This is a genomic window from Pseudomonas sp. Wu6, from assembly GCF_019891515.1.
GTDB lineage: Bacteria > Pseudomonadota > Gammaproteobacteria > Pseudomonadales > Pseudomonadaceae > Aquipseudomonas > Aquipseudomonas orientalis_A.
Genome location: NZ_JAFLXH010000012.1, coordinates 78111 through 93069, shown reverse-complemented (window position 1 = coordinate 93069; position 14959 = coordinate 78111). Strand labels below are relative to the sequence as shown.

Here is a 14959-nt window from a genome sequence, read left to right as displayed (position 1 = left end):
ATCCCTGTACAACTAAATCTCATCATAGATTTGATCTTGTACAAGTCAATAATTTTGTATAGGTATTTTTCGCCCGGATTTACGTCCAGCCCATTTTCCAGCGTTCAGGGTTCTGCAGGGCCTGCCATGGGAGGCGTTCGCTGCGCCGGGTCATCACCGCTTGCAGTTCGATTTCCAGCACGGTGCCTTCCTCGTCACGGAACAGCTCGGTGACGAGGAAGTGTTTTTCCTTGTTTTTCGGGGCGGTCGCGGTCCATTTCGACAGCAGCAGTTTGGCCGGATTCAAGCGGTTCATTGCAGGTGCTCGATCAACCGTCGCGCCGCCTCCTGGCCGCTGAGCCAGGCGCCTTCGACGCGCCCGGACAGGCACCAGTCGCCGCAGACGAACAGGCCCAGGTCGGCATCGGCCAGCACCCCGAACTCATGACTGCTGGACGGCCTGGCGTAGAGCCAGCGGTGGGCCAGGCTGAATGACGGCGCGGGCATGGCGCAGTGCAGCAATTCGGCGAAGGCGCCGTGCAGGTGTTCGATCACGGCTTCCCTGGGCAGGTCCAGGTGCGCCTTGCTCCAGGTGCTGGTGGCATGCAGCACCCAGGTGTCGAGGCTGACGTCACGCCCGGGTTTGCTGCGGTTGCGCGCCAGCCAGTCGAGGGCGCTGTCTTGCACGAAGCAGCCTTCCATCGGCGTATCCAGAGGCGTGTCGAAGGCCAGGGCGATGGCCCAGGTCGGCTCCATTTTCACCCCGGCCACGGCGCTCGCCAGCTTCGGTGCGGCGGCCAGCAGGGTGGTGGCCTGGGGCGCCGGCGTGGCGATGATCACATGGCTGAACGGGCCGTGACTGCCGCCATCGGCATCGAGCAGGTTCCAGTGCTGGGTACCCTGGAATACTTCGGTAATTCGGCAACCGAACTCCACCGGCAGGTCATCGAGCAGGGCGCGGGTAATGGCGCTCATGCGCGGGGTACCCACCCAGCGGATCTGTTCATCAGGGGAGGGCGTCAGCTGGCCGGCCTTGAAGTTGTACAGCTGGGGTTTCCACTGTTCGGCCCAGCCATGGCTTTGCCAGCGCTGCACCTCGTTGACGAAGCGCCGGTCGCGGGCGGTGAAATATTGAGCGCCCATGTCCAGCGCGCCGGCGTCGCTGCGCTTGCTGGACATACGGCCGCCGCTGCCGCGGCTTTTATCGAAGAGGTGTACAACGTGCCCCGCGTCTCGTAACGCTCGGGCGGCGGAGAGACCGGCAATGCCGGCACCTATGATCGCGATGGGGACAGTCATGGGAGGCCTCGTTTACCTTTGGGTACAGACTACGCCGACACCAATAGCTGTACAATATTGTTTTTTGGTATAAGTTTTGGCGTGCCTGATTGTGTGGCGTGACCTATGGTTAAGCCAACAGGCTAAACGATCGTCACGCTCGAATATCAAATCGATCCCTGCTTATAAAATAGACCAGTGAGCGGCCGCGAACGTTACATGAGGAGAGTCCCATGCATATTTTGCTGACCGGCGGTACCGGCTTGATCGGCCGTCAACTGTGCCGGCACTGGCTTGCCCAGGGCCATCGCTTGACCGTGTTGAGTCGTACCCCTGAATCCGTGGCGCGTATTTGCGGCGCGCAGGTGCTGGGCGTTGGGCGCCTGCAGGACGTGATCGGCGCGGTGGACGCGGTGGTCAACCTGGCCGGTGCGCCGATTGCCGACCGTCCCTGGACTCACAAGCGCAAGGCATTGCTGTGGAGCAGTCGCATCAGCCTGACCGAAAGTCTGCTGGCGTGGCTGGAACGCCTGGAGCAGAAACCGGCGGTGCTGATCTCGGGTTCCGCCGTGGGCTGGTATGGCGACGGCGGCGAGCGCGAACTGACTGAAGACAGCGGCCCGGTGCAGGATGATTTTCCCAGTCAGTTGTGTATCGCCTGGGAAGAAACCGCCGCGCGTGCCGAGGCCTTGGGCATTCGCGTGGTGCTGGTGCGTACCGGCCTGGTGCTGGCGGCCGAGGGCGGCTTTTTGTCGCGCCTGTTGCTGCCGTTCAAACTGGCGCTGGGCGGGCCTATCGGCAATGGCCGCCAGTGGATGCCATGGGTGCATATCCGCGATCAAATCGCCCTGATTGATTTTCTTCTGCACAAGGCTGACGCCCGTGGTCCTTATAATGCCTGCGCGCCACACCCGGTGCGCAACCGCGAGTTCGCCAAGACGCTGGGCCAGGTGCTGCACCGCCCGGCGTTCATGCCGATGCCGGCCTTTGCGCTGAAGGTTGGATTGGGCGAGTTGTCGGGTTTATTGCTTGGCGGGCAAAAGGCACTGCCTGAGCGGCTGCTGGCCGCAGGTTTCACTTTCCAGTTCACTGAATTGCGTGCGGCCCTGGACGACTTGTCCAGCCGCCTCTAAAGATAGGATGTTGCATGACCGATCACGCGTTGTTACTGGTCAACCTGGGCTCGCCAAAGTCCACTTCGGTGGCCGATGTGCGCAGCTACCTCAATCAGTTCCTGATGGACCCTTATGTCATCGACCTGCCGTGGCCGGTACGTCGCTTGCTGGTGTCGCTGATCCTGATCAAACGCCCCGAGCAGTCGGCGCATGCCTATGCGTCCATCTGGTGGGACGAAGGCTCGCCGCTGGTGGTCCTCAGCCGTCGCCTGCAGCAGCAGATGACCGCGCAATGGACCGAGGGCCCGGTAGAACTGGCGATGCGTTATGGCGAGCCATCCCTTGACACGGTGCTGACGCGCCTGGCCGCCCAGGGCATTCAGAAAGTGACGTTGGCGCCGCTGTACCCGCAGTTTGCCGACAGCACCGTGACCACGGTGATAGAAGAAGCCAGGCGCGTGGTGCGTGACAAGAAACTGAAGGTGCAATTCTCCATCCTGCAGCCGTTCTACGACCAGCCTGAGTACCTCGATGCCCTGGCCGCCAGTGTACGGCCGCATGTGGAACAGGCTTACGATCACCTGCTGTTGAGTTTCCACGGCTTGCCCGAGCGTCACCTGACCAAACTCGACCCGACCGGCCAGCATTGTTTCAAGGATGCCGATTGCTGCAAAAATGCCTCGCCTGAGGTGCTTGCCACCTGTTATCGCGCGCAATGCTTCAGCGTTGCCCGCGATGTGGCCGAGCGGTTGGGGCTGCCGGATGGCAAGTGGTCGGTGGCGTTCCAGTCGCGCCTGGGCCGCGCCAAGTGGATCGAACCCTACACCGAGGCGCGTCTTGAGGCATTGGCGCAGCAAGGCGTGAAAAAACTGCTGGTGATGTGCCCCGCGTTTGTCGCCGATTGCATCGAGACCCTGGAAGAAATCGGTGATCGCGGGCTGGAACAGTTCCGTGAGGCGGGAGGCGAGGAGTTGATATTGGTGCCGTGCTTGAACGATGACCCGCAGTGGGCGGCGGCGCTCAATACCCTCTGCGAAAGAGCGCCGGTTACGCTGTAATCACGCCTTGCGGTGATCCAATTGTGGGAGGGGCGGTGCGACGATTCGACTTGCCCCCGATGGCGGCCTCTGGGCCGACCAGGATGTTGGATCTGATCGAGTACATATCCGTTTCTGCGGTAACGGCCACTTAGGGTTCCGCCCTGACGGCGGCTCACTTTTGAAAAGCGCAAAAGTAAGCAAAACGCTCTTGCCCCACCACTCGGCACCTCGCTTAGGCTCGGTGTGCCCGAACGCAGGCTTGAATCCGTGGGCCGCCGCAATGGGCCATCCATGGCCCAGTGCGGCTAACCCGGCGTCCTGCCGGGTTACCCACGGATTCAAGCCTGCGTTCGGCCAGCGTGGTTTAACGGGGCGCCTGAGATCAAAAGCAAAAGCGCGGTGGCCTTAGAGCCGACCGGTATCATTTGCCGGTCCGCGATCCAAATGTGGGAGGGGGCTTGCCCCCGATGAGGGAGAGTCAGTAAGTACATCAGTGACTGACACATCGCCATCGGGGGCAAGCCCCCTCCCACATTTAGTCTCATGTCTGTCAGAGGTTAAGGCTCAGGCTGACGGTGAAGTTGCGCGGCTCGCCGGGGTTGACCCAGTAGCTGCTGTAGGATCGCTCGTAGTACTTCTCGTTGAACAGGTTGTTGAGGTTCAGCCCCACGGTGACATTCTCCGTCGCTTTGTAATGCGCCAGCAGATCGACGGTGTGGTAAGCCGGCAGTTCAAAACCTGTTCCCGCCTCACCGGAGCGATCACCGACATAGGTAAACGCCGCCCCCAGGTCCGAACCGCGCAATGCGCCGTCCTGGAATTGGTACACCCCCAACAGACTGCCGCTGCGTTTGGCGACGCCGAGGATACGGCTGCCGGCAGGAATGGTTTTATCGCCCTTGGTCACTTCGGCGTCGATGTAGGCCAACGCGCCGATCACGCGGATGGCGTCGGTGACCTGCCCGGTCAGTTGCAGGTCCAGGCCCTGGCTGCGCGCCTTGCCCATGGCGCGGTTGGTGTTGGTCGCCGGGTCCAGGGTCAGCACGTTTTCCTTTTCGATATGGAAGGCGGCGAGGGTGGCGCTGAGGCGGTCGTCAAACAGCTCGCTCTTGACCCCGACTTCATACCCCACACCTTCTTCGGGCTTGAAGGTCTTGCCAGCGGCATCCAGGCCGCTGTTGGGCTTGAATGAGGTGGAGGCGTTGGCGAATACCCCAACCTGCGGCGTGAGTTGATAGAGCAGGCCGGCGCGTTGGGTGAAGGCGTCGTGGGTTTGCCGGCTTTTGGCGTGGTTGCGGGTGAAGTCGTCGGTGCTCTGGTCGAAATGCTCGAAGCGCGCGCCCACCATGCCGCGCAGGCGGTCGGTAAAGACGATCTGGTCTTGCAGGTTCAGCGCATGGCTTTGGGTCTGCTCGAAGAAATCGGTACCGGTGCGCGTGCCATTGGGTTTTGGCTGGCCGTAGACCGGGTTGTAGAGATCAACGGGGTAGTTGCTGCCGCCAATGGCGGTCACTCGTTCCTTCTTGCGGTAGTCCTCGTACTCGGTGCCGATCAGTAGTTCATGCTGCCAGCTGCCAATATCGAACAGCCCGCGCAGTTCCAGTTGGGTGATGCTGTCGTGCCAGCCGGTTGAGCGCTCACGGTAGCGACGGTTGACGGTGTGACCGTCGGCGTTCAGCGCACGGCTTTCCGAAGCGTCGCCCCACAGGCTGCCTTGTTTGTAATGACTGGCCAGGCGCAGCTTCCAGGCATCATTGAGGTGATGTTCCAGCGCGGCCTGGATGCGGTTGTTGTGGTTGCGGATATTGCCGTCGTCGGGCTCGCCGAGGAACGTGGAATGGGACATGCCGGTGTCGGCGACAATGCCGCGGTCGAAGGTGGAGGCGTGGCGCACGAATTCGCTTTCCACCAGCAGAGTGGTATCCGGGTCCAGTTCCCAACTGAAGGACGGCGCGACGAACACTCGCTTGGCGTCCACGTGATCGCGAAAACTGTGGTTGTCTTCAACCGCCAGGTTCACCCGCGACAGCACGCGGCCTTCACTGTCGAGCGGCGTATTCACGTCCAGCGCGGTACGGTAGCGATCCCAACTGCCCGCGCTGGTTTGCAGCGTAGTGAAGGCTTCGGGTTGGGGTTTCTTGCTGACGATATTCACTGTGCCGCCTGGATCGCCACGTCCGTACAGGCTGGCGGCCGGCCCCTTGAGCACTTCGATGCGTTCGATGTTTGCCGCGTCCGGCGTGCTCGGGTAGCCGCGATTGGCACTGAAGCCGTCCTGGTAGAACTCGGAGGTGGTGAAGCCGCGCACGCTGTATTCGTAAAGGGTCAGGCCGCCAAAATTGTTCTGCTTGGAGACGCCGCCGGCAAATTCCAGGGCGCGTTCCACACTGGTGCTGCCCAGGTCCTTAAGTACCGTGGCAGGAATCACGCTGATCGATTGCGGGATATCGCGCAGGGCGGTGTCGGTCTTGGTGGCGCTGGCGGAGCGGGTCGCGCGGTAACCCTGCACCGGGCCGGTCGCCGACTCGTAGGCGTCGGTGGTGACGCTGATGGTGTCCAGTTCCAGGGTGTTTTCTTCGGCGTAGGCAGGGTCGAGCAGCAAACCCAGGGCCAGGCCGGCCAGGGGGGCAAATTTTCGAGACGGCATGATAGAGCGTTCCAATGTCGATATTGAAACAATATAACATGTCTAATGAGAAAGATTGCTATGTCATATCAATGCACCAGCGCCCGCGAACGGGCGCGGGTGCGCTGCCGCTTATTCCTCTTCCTTCACCGGTGCCGTGGCCGGCGGCGGGCGCAGGCCGATTTCCGCCGACAGCTTGATTTCCTTGCCGTTGCGCATCACCTGGATCGCCACCTTGTCGGTCGGCTTGATCCGCGCCACCTGGTTCATCGACTTGCGGCCATCACCGGCGGGTGCGCCGTCGATGCTGAGGATCACATCGCCCAGTTGCAGGCCGGCTTTCTGCGCCGGGCCGTCGCGGAAGATCCCAGCGACCACGATGCCCGGGCGCCCGGTCAGGCCAAACGACTCGGCCAGTTCCTTGGTCAAGGGCTGGACTTCAATGCCCAGCCAGCCACGAATCACCTGGCCGTGTTCAATGATCGACTTCATCACCTCCATCGCCAGCTTCACCGGGATCGCAAAACCGATGCCCTGGGAACCGCCGGACTTGGAGAAAATCGCTGTGTTGATGCCTGTCAGGTTGCCATTGGCATCCACCAGCGCGCCGCCGGAGTTGCCGGGGTTGATCGCCGCGTCGGTCTGGATGAAGTCTTCGTAGCTGTTAAGGCCCAGTTGGTTACGCCCGGTGGCGCTGATGATGCCCATGGTCACCGTCTGGCCGACGCCGAACGGGTTGCCGATGGCCAGCGCCACGTCACCCACGCGCAGGCCGTCGGAGCGGCCGAGGGTGATCGACGGCAAATCCTTCAGGTCGATCTTCAGTACCGCAAGATCGGTTTCCGGATCGCTGCCCACCACGCGGGCCAGGGTCTCGCGGCCGTCACGCAGGGCCACCACGATCTGGTCGGCGCCGGTGGTCACGTGATTGTTGGTGAGGATGTAGCCTTCCGGGCTCATGATCACCCCGGAACCGAGGCTGGACTCCATGCGGCGCTGCTTGGGCCCGTTATCACCGAAATAGCGGCGAAACTGCGGGTCTTCGAACAGGGGATGCGCCGGCTTGTTGATCACCTTGGTGGTGTACAGGTTGACCACGGCGGGGGCGGCGATGACCACGGCGTCGGCATAGGTCACCGGGCCTTGCACCACGGTGCTGGTTTGCGGGGCCTGCTGCAGGTTCACATCCAGACTGGGCAGGCCAACCCACTGGGGATAACGCTGAATAATCAGCATCGCGATCAGCACGCCAGCCAGCAATGGCCATCCAAAAAAACGCAGTGCCTTGAGCATCAAGTAAGTCCTGACAGGTTGCAGGGGGCGCGGGAGCGCCCATAATGTCGCGCATTATACGAGGCTGTGACGCCTGCGAACCGGATATTTAGGAGTCTTTTATGGCCGTCCCCCTTACCACCCTCGTCGAGGAAGCGGACCGCTACCTTGGCAGCCTGAAAATCGCCGATTATTGCCCCAACGGCCTGCAAGTCGAGGGCCGGCCCCAGGTGATGCGCATCGTCAGCGGCGTCACCGCCAGCCAGGCCCTGCTGGACGCCGCCGTCGAAGCCCAGGCCGACCTGATCCTGGTGCACCACGGGTATTTCTGGAAGGGTGAGAACCCCTGCATCACCGGCATGAAGCAGCGTCGCCTGAAAACCTTGCTCAAGCACGACATCAGCCTGCTGGCCTACCACCTGCCCCTGGATCTGCACCCCGATGTCGGCAATAACGTGCAGCTTGCCAGGCAACTGGACATCACCGTCGAAGGCCCGCTGGACCCCGGCAACCCCAAAGTGGTTGGCCTGGTCGGCTCGCTCGCCGAGCCGCTGTCACCGCGCGACTTTGCCCGTCGCGTGCAGGACGTGATGGGCCGCGAGCCGCTGTTGATCGAAGGCAGCGAGATGATCCGCCGCGTCGGTTGGTGCACCGGGGGCGGCCAGGGCTATATCGACAATGCGATTGCCGCGGGCGTCGACCTGTTTATCAGCGGCGAGGCGTCCGAGCAGACCTTCCACAGCGCCCGCGAAAACGACATCAGTTTCATCGCCGCCGGCCATCACGCCACCGAGCGTTATGGCGTGCAGGCACTGGGCGATTACCTGGCGCGACGCTTCGCCCTGGAGCACCTGTTCATCGATTGCCCGAACCCGATCTGAGCCATACAGCGGGACTCAATGTGGGAGGGGGCTTGCCCCCGATTGCGGTGTGTCAGTCAGTCCCTATTTCACTGATCCACCGCTCTCGAGGGCAAGCCCCCTCCCACACTTGACCGCATTGCAGGCCAAACTCAGGGGTATATTCATATACCGTTTCGATCTAGTTGGCGCCCTGAATAGAAGCAGGTGCTGTGCTAGCATGCCCCGCTCGAACACGGCCCGCTGGCCGTCCACAAGATCGTTTTTCCGTGAGTAGCCATGGTCGACAAACTGACGCATCTGAAACAGCTGGAGGCGGAAAGCATCCACATCATCCGCGAGGTCGCCGCCGAGTTCGACAACCCGGTGATGCTCTACTCGATCGGTAAAGACTCCGCCGTGATGCTGCACCTGGCACGCAAGGCCTTCTTCCCGGGCAAACTGCCGTTCCCAGTGATGCACGTCGACACCCGCTGGAAATTCCAGGAGATGTACAAGTTCCGCGACAAAATGGTCGAGGAACTGGGCCTGGACCTGATCACCCACGTCAACCCGGACGGTGTGGCGCAGGGCATCAACCCCTTCACCCACGGCAGCGCCAAGCACACTGACATCATGAAGACCGAGGGCCTCAAGCAGGCCCTGGACAAGCATGGTTTCGACGCTGCCTTTGGCGGCGCGCGTCGCGATGAAGAGAAATCCCGTGCCAAAGAGCGCGTGTACTCGTTCCGCGACAGCAAGCACCGCTGGGACCCGAAAAACCAGCGCCCGGAGCTGTGGAACGTCTACAACGGCAACGTCAACAAGGGCGAGTCGATCCGTGTGTTCCCGCTGTCCAACTGGACCGAGCTGGACATCTGGCAGTACATCTACCTGGAAGGCATCCCGATCGTGCCGCTGTATTTCGCCGCCGAGCGCGATGTGATCGAGAAGAACGGCACGTTGATCATGATCGACGACGACCGCATCCTCGAGCACCTGTCCGACGAAGACAAAGCCCGCATCGTCAAAAAGAAAGTCCGTTTCCGTACCCTTGGCTGCTACCCGTTGACGGGCGCGATGGAGTCCGAAGCCGAGACGCTGACGGACATCATTCAGGAAATGCTCCTGACGCGAACTTCCGAGCGCCAGGGCCGTGTCATCGACCACGATGGCGCCGGCTCCATGGAAGATAAAAAACGTCAAGGTTATTTCTAAGGGGCTGTCATGTCGCATCAATCTGATTTGATCAGCGAGGACATCCTCGCCTACCTGGGCCAGCACGAGCGCAAGGAAATGTTGCGCTTTCTGACCTGTGGCAACGTCGACGACGGCAAGAGCACCCTGATCGGGCGCCTGCTGCACGACTCCAAGATGATCTACGAAGATCACCTGGAAGCCATCACCCGCGATTCGAAAAAATCCGGCACCACCGGTGACGACATCGACCTGGCCTTGCTGGTCGACGGCCTGCAGGCCGAGCGTGAGCAGGGCATCACCATCGATGTGGCCTACCGCTACTTCTCCACCGCCAAGCGCAAATTCATCATCGCCGACACCCCGGGCCATGAGCAGTACACCCGCAACATGGCCACCGGTGCCTCCACCTGTGACCTGGCGATCATCCTGATCGACGCCCGCTACGGCGTGCAGACCCAGACCCGTCGCCACAGCTTCATCGCCTCGCTGCTGGGTATCAAGCACATCGTGGTCGCCATCAACAAGATGGACATCAACGGCTTTGACCAAAGCGTGTTCGAGTCGATCAAGGCCGATTACCTGAAGTTCGCCGAGGGCATCGCCTTCAAGCCGAGCACCCTGGCCTTTGTGCCGATGTCGGCGCTCAAGGGCGACAACGTGGTGAACAAGAGCGAGCGTTCGCCCTGGTACACCGGCCAGTCGCTGATGGAGATCCTCGAAACCGTCGAGATCGCCAACGACCGCAACTACACCGACCTGCGTTTCCCGGTGCAGTACGTCAACCGTCCGAACCTGAACTTCCGTGGTTTTGCCGGCACCCTGGCCAGCGGCATCGTGCACAAGGGCGACGAAGTCGTGGTGCTGCCGTCGGGCAAGAGCAGCCGCGTCAAATCCATCGTCACGTTCGAGGGCGAGCTGGAGCACGCAGGTCCCGGTCAAGCGGTGACGCTGACCATGGAAGACGAGATCGATATCTCCCGTGGCGACCTGCTGGTACACGCCGACAACGTGCCGCAAGTGACCGACGCCTTCGACGCCATGCTGGTGTGGATGGCCGAGGAGCCGATGCTGCCGGGCAAGAAATACGACATCAAGCGCGCCACCAGCTATGTGCCGGGTTCCATCACCAGCATCGTGCACCGTGTGGACGTGAACACCCTGGCCGAAGGCCCGGCCAGTTCCCTGCAGTTGAACGAGATTGGCCGGGTCAAGGTCAGCCTGGACGCCGCCATCGCCCTGGACGGTTACGACAGCAACCGCACCACCGGCGCCTTTATCGTCATCGACCGTTTGACCAATGGCACCGTTGCGGCGGGCATGATCATCGCCCCGCCCGTGACCCATGGCAGCGCGGCGCAGCACGGCAAGTTGGCCCATGTGGCCACCGAGGAACGTGCCCTGCGCTTCGGCCAGCAGCCGGCCACGGTGTTGTTCAGCGGCCTGTCCGGCGCCGGCAAGAGCACCTTGGCCTATGCGGTTGAACGCAAGCTGTTCGACATGGGCCGTGCGGTGTTCGTACTGGACGGCCAGAACCTGCGTCACGACCTGAACAAAGGGCTGCCGCAGGACCGCGCCGGGCGTACCGAAAACTGGCGGCGTGCCGCTCACGTGGCGCGCCAGTTCAACGAAGCCGGCCTGCTGACCCTGGCCGCGTTCGTCGCCCCGGATGCCGAAGGCCGTGAACAGGCCAAGGCGCTGATTGGCAGCGATCGCCTGCTGACGGTGTACGTGCAAGCGTCGCCATTGGTGTGCGCCGAGCGTGATCCGCAAGGGCTGTACGCTGCCGGTGGGGATAACATCCCGGGTGAGTCGTTCCCGTACGACGTGCCATTGAATGCCGACCTGGTGATCGACACCCAGGCCCTGTCGCTGGAAGACAGCGTCAAGCAAGTGCTGGAACTGTTGCGCCAGCGCGGCGCAATCTAAACCAGTACTCGGTCAAATGTGGGAGGGGGCTTGCCCCCGATGGCGGTGTGTCAGTCAAAGGATGCAGTGACTGACACTCGGCAATCGGTGCATAGGTATCTACACAACTCAGCAGCGCCCAACCGTAACCACGATGCGAAGCGAGTCGCTCTTGACCTTGATCTTGATCTGCTTTTGATCTCAGGCGCCCCGTTAAACCACGCTGGCCGAACGCAGGCTTGAATCCGTGGGTAACCCGGCAGGACGCCGGGTTAGCCGCACTGGGCCATGGATGGCCCATTGCGGCGGCCCACGGATTCAAGCCTGCGTTCGGGCACACCGAGCCTAGGCGAGGTGCCGAGTGGTGGGGCAAGAGCGTTTTGCTTACTTTTGCGCTTTTCAAAAGTGAGCCGCCGTCAGGGCGGAACCCTAAGCAGCCGTTACCGCAGAAACGGATATGTACTCAATCTGATCCAACATCCTGGTCGGCCCAGAGGCCGCCATCGGGGGCAAGCCCCCTCCCACATTTTGACCTCGGAGCGTCAGGTAGATACGCGTTAGCCCCTCGCCACAGGTGCGGTGTCGCACCAAAATTGTGTAGATACCTATGGCAATCGGGGGCAAGCCCCCTCCCACATTTTTGATCAGTTGCGGTCTGGGAAATCGGTGTGCAGCTTGTCCAGCAAGGCATCCTTGTCTTCCCACAGCTGGTTGATCCAGCCCTGGAACGCCAACCGATACTCCCCATCCTGCTCATAATTGCTGCCAATAAACTCGGCCGGAATCCGCACTTCCTCGAACTGCACCACCACGTCCTTCACATTCCCGCACAGCAAATCCCAATACCCCGGTCGCCCGGCCGGATAGTGGATAGTCACATTCACCAGTGACTTCAATTGCTCACCCATGGCATCCAGCACAAACGCGATTCCGCCGGCCTTGGGCTTGAGCAGATAGCGAAACGGTGACTTCTGTTGCGCGTGCTTGCCTGGCGTAAACCGCGTGCCCTCGGCGAAGTTGAAGATGCCCACCGGGTTGTCGCGAAACTTCGCACAGGTTTTGCGCGTGGTTTCCAGGTCCTTGCCTTTCTTTTCCGGGTGTTTTTCCAGGTAAGCCTTGCTGTAGCGCTTCATGAATGGAAAGCCCAGGGCCCACCACGCCAGGCCAATCACCGGGACCCAGATCAGTTCCTGCTTGAGAAAGAACTTCAGCGGGCGAATCCGTCGATTGAGCACGTATTGCAGCACCATGATGTCGACCCAGCTCTGATGGTTGCTGGTGACCAGATACGAATGCTGGTAATCCAGGCCTTCGAGGCCGCTCAGGTGCCAGCGCGTGCGCCGCACCAGGTTCATCCAGCCCTTGTTGTTCGTGACCCAGGCTTCGTGGGTGTGATTCATCAACCATTCGCTGAAGCGCTTGGCGAAGGGCAGCGCCTTGAACAGCGCGACGATAAACAGGAACGAGCACAGCAGGATCGTGTTCAGTGCCAGCAGCAGGGACGCGATCACCCCACGTACGGCGGCAGGTAGAAAATCCAGCATTTAGATATCCATAGGTCGGTTGGCGGCTTGGATCGCGGTGAGGGCGATGGTGTATACGATGTCGTCCACCTGGGCGCCGCGTGGCAGGTCGTTGACCGGTTTGCGCAGGCCCTGGAGCATCGGCCCCAGGCTCACGCAATCGGCGCTGCGCTGCACGGCTTTGTAGGTGGTGTTGCCGGTGTTCAGGTCGGGGAACACGAATACCGTGGCCTTGCCGGCGACCTGGCTGTTGGGCGCCAATTGCCGGGCCACGCTTTCGTTGGCGGCGGCGTCGTATTGCAGCGGGCCGTCGATCAGCAGTGAGCTTTGCTGTTCGTGGGCGAGCAGGGTGGCCTCGCGGACTTTTTCGACTTCCTCGCCGCTGGCCGAATCGCCGCTGGAATAACTGATCATCGCCACGCGCGGGGCGATGCCGAACGCGGCCGCCGAGTCGGCGCTTTGCAAGGCAATTTCAGCCAGCTCCGCAGCGCTGGGGTGCGGGTTCATTACACAGTCGCCGTACACCAGCACCTGCTCGGGGAACAGCATGAAGAACACCGACGACACCAGGGTGCAGCCCGGCGCTGTTTTAATCAGCTGCAGGGCAGGGCGGATGGTATTGGCGGTGGAGTGGATGACGCCGGAGACCAGGCCGTCCACTTCGTCCAGGGCGAGCATCATGGTGGCGATCACCACGGTGTCTTCCAACTGCTGCTCGGCCATCGGTGCGTTCAAACTCTTGCTCTTGCGCAGTGCCACCATGGGCTCGACGTAGCGCTGGCGGATCAGGTCCGGGTCGAGAATCTCCAGGCCTTCGGGCAAATCGATGCCGTGGGCGCGAGCGACGGCTTCCACGTCCGCCGGCTTGGCCAGCAGCACGCAGCGCGCGATGCCCCGCGCCTGGCAGATCGCAGCGGCTTGCACAGTCAGCGGCTCGCTGCCTTCGGGCAACACGATGCGCTTGTTGGCGGCCTGGGCGCGCTGGATCAACTGGTAGCGGAATACCGCAGGGGACAGGCGCATTTCCCGGGGCGTGCCGCAGCGTTGGTGCAGCCAGCGTGCATCGAGGTGGCTGGCGACGAAGTCGGTGATGATCTCCGCGCGCTCGCGGTCATCGATGGGGATTTCCTTGTTGAGGCTATTAAGCTGGTTGGCGGTGTCGTAGGAACCGGTGCTCACCGACAGCACCGGCAACCCGGCCTGGAATGCACCGCGGCACAGCTCCATGATGCGCGGGTCGGGCAGGGTGTCGCTGGTCAGCAGCAGGCCGGCCAGCGGCACGCCGTTGATCGCGGCCAGGCTGACGGCGAGGATGATGTCGTCGCGATCGCCGGGTGTTACGACCAGTACGCCGGGCTTGAGCAGCTCCACGGTGTTGCGCATGGTGCGCGCGCAAATGATGATCTTGGTCATGCGCCGGGTTTCGTAGTCACCGGCATTGAGGATCTGCGCACCCATCAGGTCGGCCACGTCGCGGGTACGCGGTGCGTTGAGTTCGGGCTGGTAGGGAATGCAGCCGAGCAGGCGGAAATCACCGCTGCGCAACAACGGCGAGTGCTCCTTGAGACGCGCCGAGAACGCCTCCATGCTTTCGTCGGTGCGCACCTTGTTAAGGATCACGCCGAGTACTTTCGGGTCTTTCGGGCCGCCGAACAGTTGAGCCTGCAGTTCCACGCGACCGGACAATTCGGTGAGCACTTCGTTTTCCGGGGCCGAGACCAGGATCACTTCCGCATCCAGGCTCTTGGCCAGGTGCAGGTTGACCCGGGCCGCATAACTGGCGCTGCGGGTCGGCACCATGCCTTCGACGATCAGCACGTCCTTGCCCACGGCGGCTTGCTGGTACAGCGTGATGATTTCTTCGAGCAACTCATCCAGCTGGCCGTCGCCGAGCATGCGCTCGACATGGGCCAGGCCGAGGGGTTGGGGCGGTTTCAGGCCGTGGGTGCGCGCCACCAGTTCGGTGGAACGCTCGGGGCCGGTATCGCCAGGGTGTGGCTGGGCAATCGGTTTGAAAAAACCGACTTTCAGCCCGGCTCGTTCCAGGGTACGCACCAGCCCAAGGCTGATGGAGGTCAGGCCCACACCAAAATCGGTGGGCGCGATAAAAAAAGTCTGCATGCGAATTCTCTGGAGGTGCATGGCTGGGGTGGCGCTCTATGCTTGAGCGCCTACCGCGAAT

Annotated in this window: 11 protein-coding genes; 5 read left to right on the top strand and 6 right to left on the bottom strand. The window is 61.9% G+C overall.

The features are described 5' to 3' along the window. Window positions 1–79: 79 nt before the first annotated feature. Window positions 80–295 carry a TIGR02450 family Trp-rich protein gene (locus J1G34_RS11105; RefSeq protein WP_065891706.1) on the bottom strand — a complete coding sequence of 72 codons (216 nt, stop codon included), beginning with the start codon at window positions 293–295 and terminating at the stop codon, window positions 80–82. Then, on the bottom strand, window positions 292–1278 hold the full coding sequence (locus J1G34_RS11100; RefSeq protein WP_065891705.1) for an NAD(P)/FAD-dependent oxidoreductase: 987 nt from the start codon (window positions 1276–1278) through the stop codon (window positions 292–294). Before J1G34_RS11100 ends, J1G34_RS11105 begins: the two co-directional genes overlap by 4 nt. Before the next feature lie 212 nt (window positions 1279–1490). Between J1G34_RS11100 and J1G34_RS11095 the strand changes: the two genes are divergently transcribed. Both J1G34_RS11095 and hemH read left to right on the top strand, forming a co-directional pair. Continuing rightward, window positions 1491–2390: a TIGR01777 family oxidoreductase gene (locus tag J1G34_RS11095; protein WP_065891704.1), complete on the top strand. Its 900-nt coding sequence runs from the start codon at window positions 1491–1493 to the stop codon at window positions 2388–2390. Window positions 2391–2404: 14 nt separating this feature from the next. Then, entirely contained in the window at window positions 2405–3430 is a 1026-nt protein-coding gene (gene hemH / locus J1G34_RS11090) for a ferrochelatase (RefSeq protein WP_222994041.1), read from the top strand. A 532-nt stretch (window positions 3431–3962) separates the two neighbouring features. Here hemH and J1G34_RS11085 read toward each other — a convergent pair. Continuing rightward, window positions 3963–6059, bottom strand: coding sequence for a TonB-dependent siderophore receptor (locus tag J1G34_RS11085; RefSeq protein WP_222994039.1), 2097 nt, complete (start codon window positions 6057–6059; stop codon window positions 3963–3965). A gap of 111 nt (window positions 6060–6170) precedes the next feature. After that, window positions 6171–7331, bottom strand: coding sequence for a Do family serine endopeptidase AlgW (gene algW, locus J1G34_RS11080; RefSeq protein ID WP_057725862.1), 1161 nt, complete (start codon window positions 7329–7331; stop codon window positions 6171–6173). Between the two features lie 101 nt (window positions 7332–7432). Here algW and J1G34_RS11075 point away from each other — a divergent pair, with 101 nt between their 5' ends. From J1G34_RS11075 to cysN, 3 genes are all read left to right on the top strand, one after another. Next, window positions 7433–8191, top strand: a complete 759-nt coding sequence (locus tag J1G34_RS11075) for a Nif3-like dinuclear metal center hexameric protein (RefSeq protein ID WP_065891506.1) — start codon at window positions 7433–7435, stop codon at window positions 8189–8191. Window positions 8192–8449: 258 nt separating this feature from the next. Next, window positions 8450–9367 (top strand): sulfate adenylyltransferase subunit CysD, encoded by a 918-nt coding sequence (cysD, locus tag J1G34_RS11070; protein WP_222994037.1) that lies wholly within the window; start codon window positions 8450–8452, stop codon window positions 9365–9367. 9 nt (window positions 9368–9376) lie between these two features. After that, on the top strand, window positions 9377–11275 hold the full coding sequence (cysN, locus tag J1G34_RS11065) for a sulfate adenylyltransferase subunit CysN (protein WP_065888015.1): 1899 nt from the start codon (window positions 9377–9379) through the stop codon (window positions 11273–11275). Between the two features lie 623 nt (window positions 11276–11898). On the opposite strand, the gene J1G34_RS11060 is transcribed toward cysN, so the two are convergent. Together J1G34_RS11060 and pta are read right to left on the bottom strand one after the other, a co-directional pair. Then, window positions 11899–12798 carry an acyltransferase gene (locus tag J1G34_RS11060; protein WP_065888014.1) on the bottom strand — a complete coding sequence of 300 codons (900 nt, stop codon included), beginning with the start codon at window positions 12796–12798 and terminating at the stop codon, window positions 11899–11901. Then, the gene (gene pta, locus J1G34_RS11055; RefSeq protein ID WP_065888013.1) at window positions 12799–14898 is read right to left on the bottom strand and encodes a phosphate acetyltransferase; all 2100 of its coding nucleotides are present in this window, start codon (window positions 14896–14898) and stop codon (window positions 12799–12801) included. It lies immediately after the preceding gene. Window positions 14899–14959: the final 61 nt, after the last annotated feature.

Bases quoted from the DNA above. Each gene is read 5' to 3' on its own strand.
- J1G34_RS11105 (WP_065891706.1), bottom strand. From the start codon at position 295: ATGAACCGCTTGAATCCGGCCAAACTGCTGCTGTCGAAATGGACCGCG.
- J1G34_RS11100 (WP_065891705.1), bottom strand. From the start codon at position 1,278: ATGACTGTCCCCATCGCGATCATAGGTGCCGGCATTGCCGGTCTCTCC.
- J1G34_RS11095 (WP_065891704.1), top strand. From the start codon at position 1,491: ATGCATATTTTGCTGACCGGCGGTACCGGCTTGATCGGCCGTCAACTG.
- hemH (WP_222994041.1), top strand. From the start codon at position 2,405: ATGACCGATCACGCGTTGTTACTGGTCAACCTGGGCTCGCCAAAGTCC.
- J1G34_RS11085 (WP_222994039.1), bottom strand. From the start codon at position 6,059: ATGCCGTCTCGAAAATTTGCCCCCCTGGCCGGCCTGGCCCTGGGTTTG.
- algW (WP_057725862.1), bottom strand. From the start codon at position 7,331: ATGCTCAAGGCACTGCGTTTTTTTGGATGGCCATTGCTGGCTGGCGTG.
- J1G34_RS11075 (WP_065891506.1), top strand. From the start codon at position 7,433: ATGGCCGTCCCCCTTACCACCCTCGTCGAGGAAGCGGACCGCTACCTT.
- cysD (WP_222994037.1), top strand. From the start codon at position 8,450: ATGGTCGACAAACTGACGCATCTGAAACAGCTGGAGGCGGAAAGCATC.
- cysN (WP_065888015.1), top strand. From the start codon at position 9,377: ATGTCGCATCAATCTGATTTGATCAGCGAGGACATCCTCGCCTACCTG.
- J1G34_RS11060 (WP_065888014.1), bottom strand. From the start codon at position 12,798: ATGCTGGATTTTCTACCTGCCGCCGTACGTGGGGTGATCGCGTCCCTG.
- pta (WP_065888013.1), bottom strand. From the start codon at position 14,898: ATGCAGACTTTTTTTATCGCGCCCACCGATTTTGGTGTGGGCCTGACC.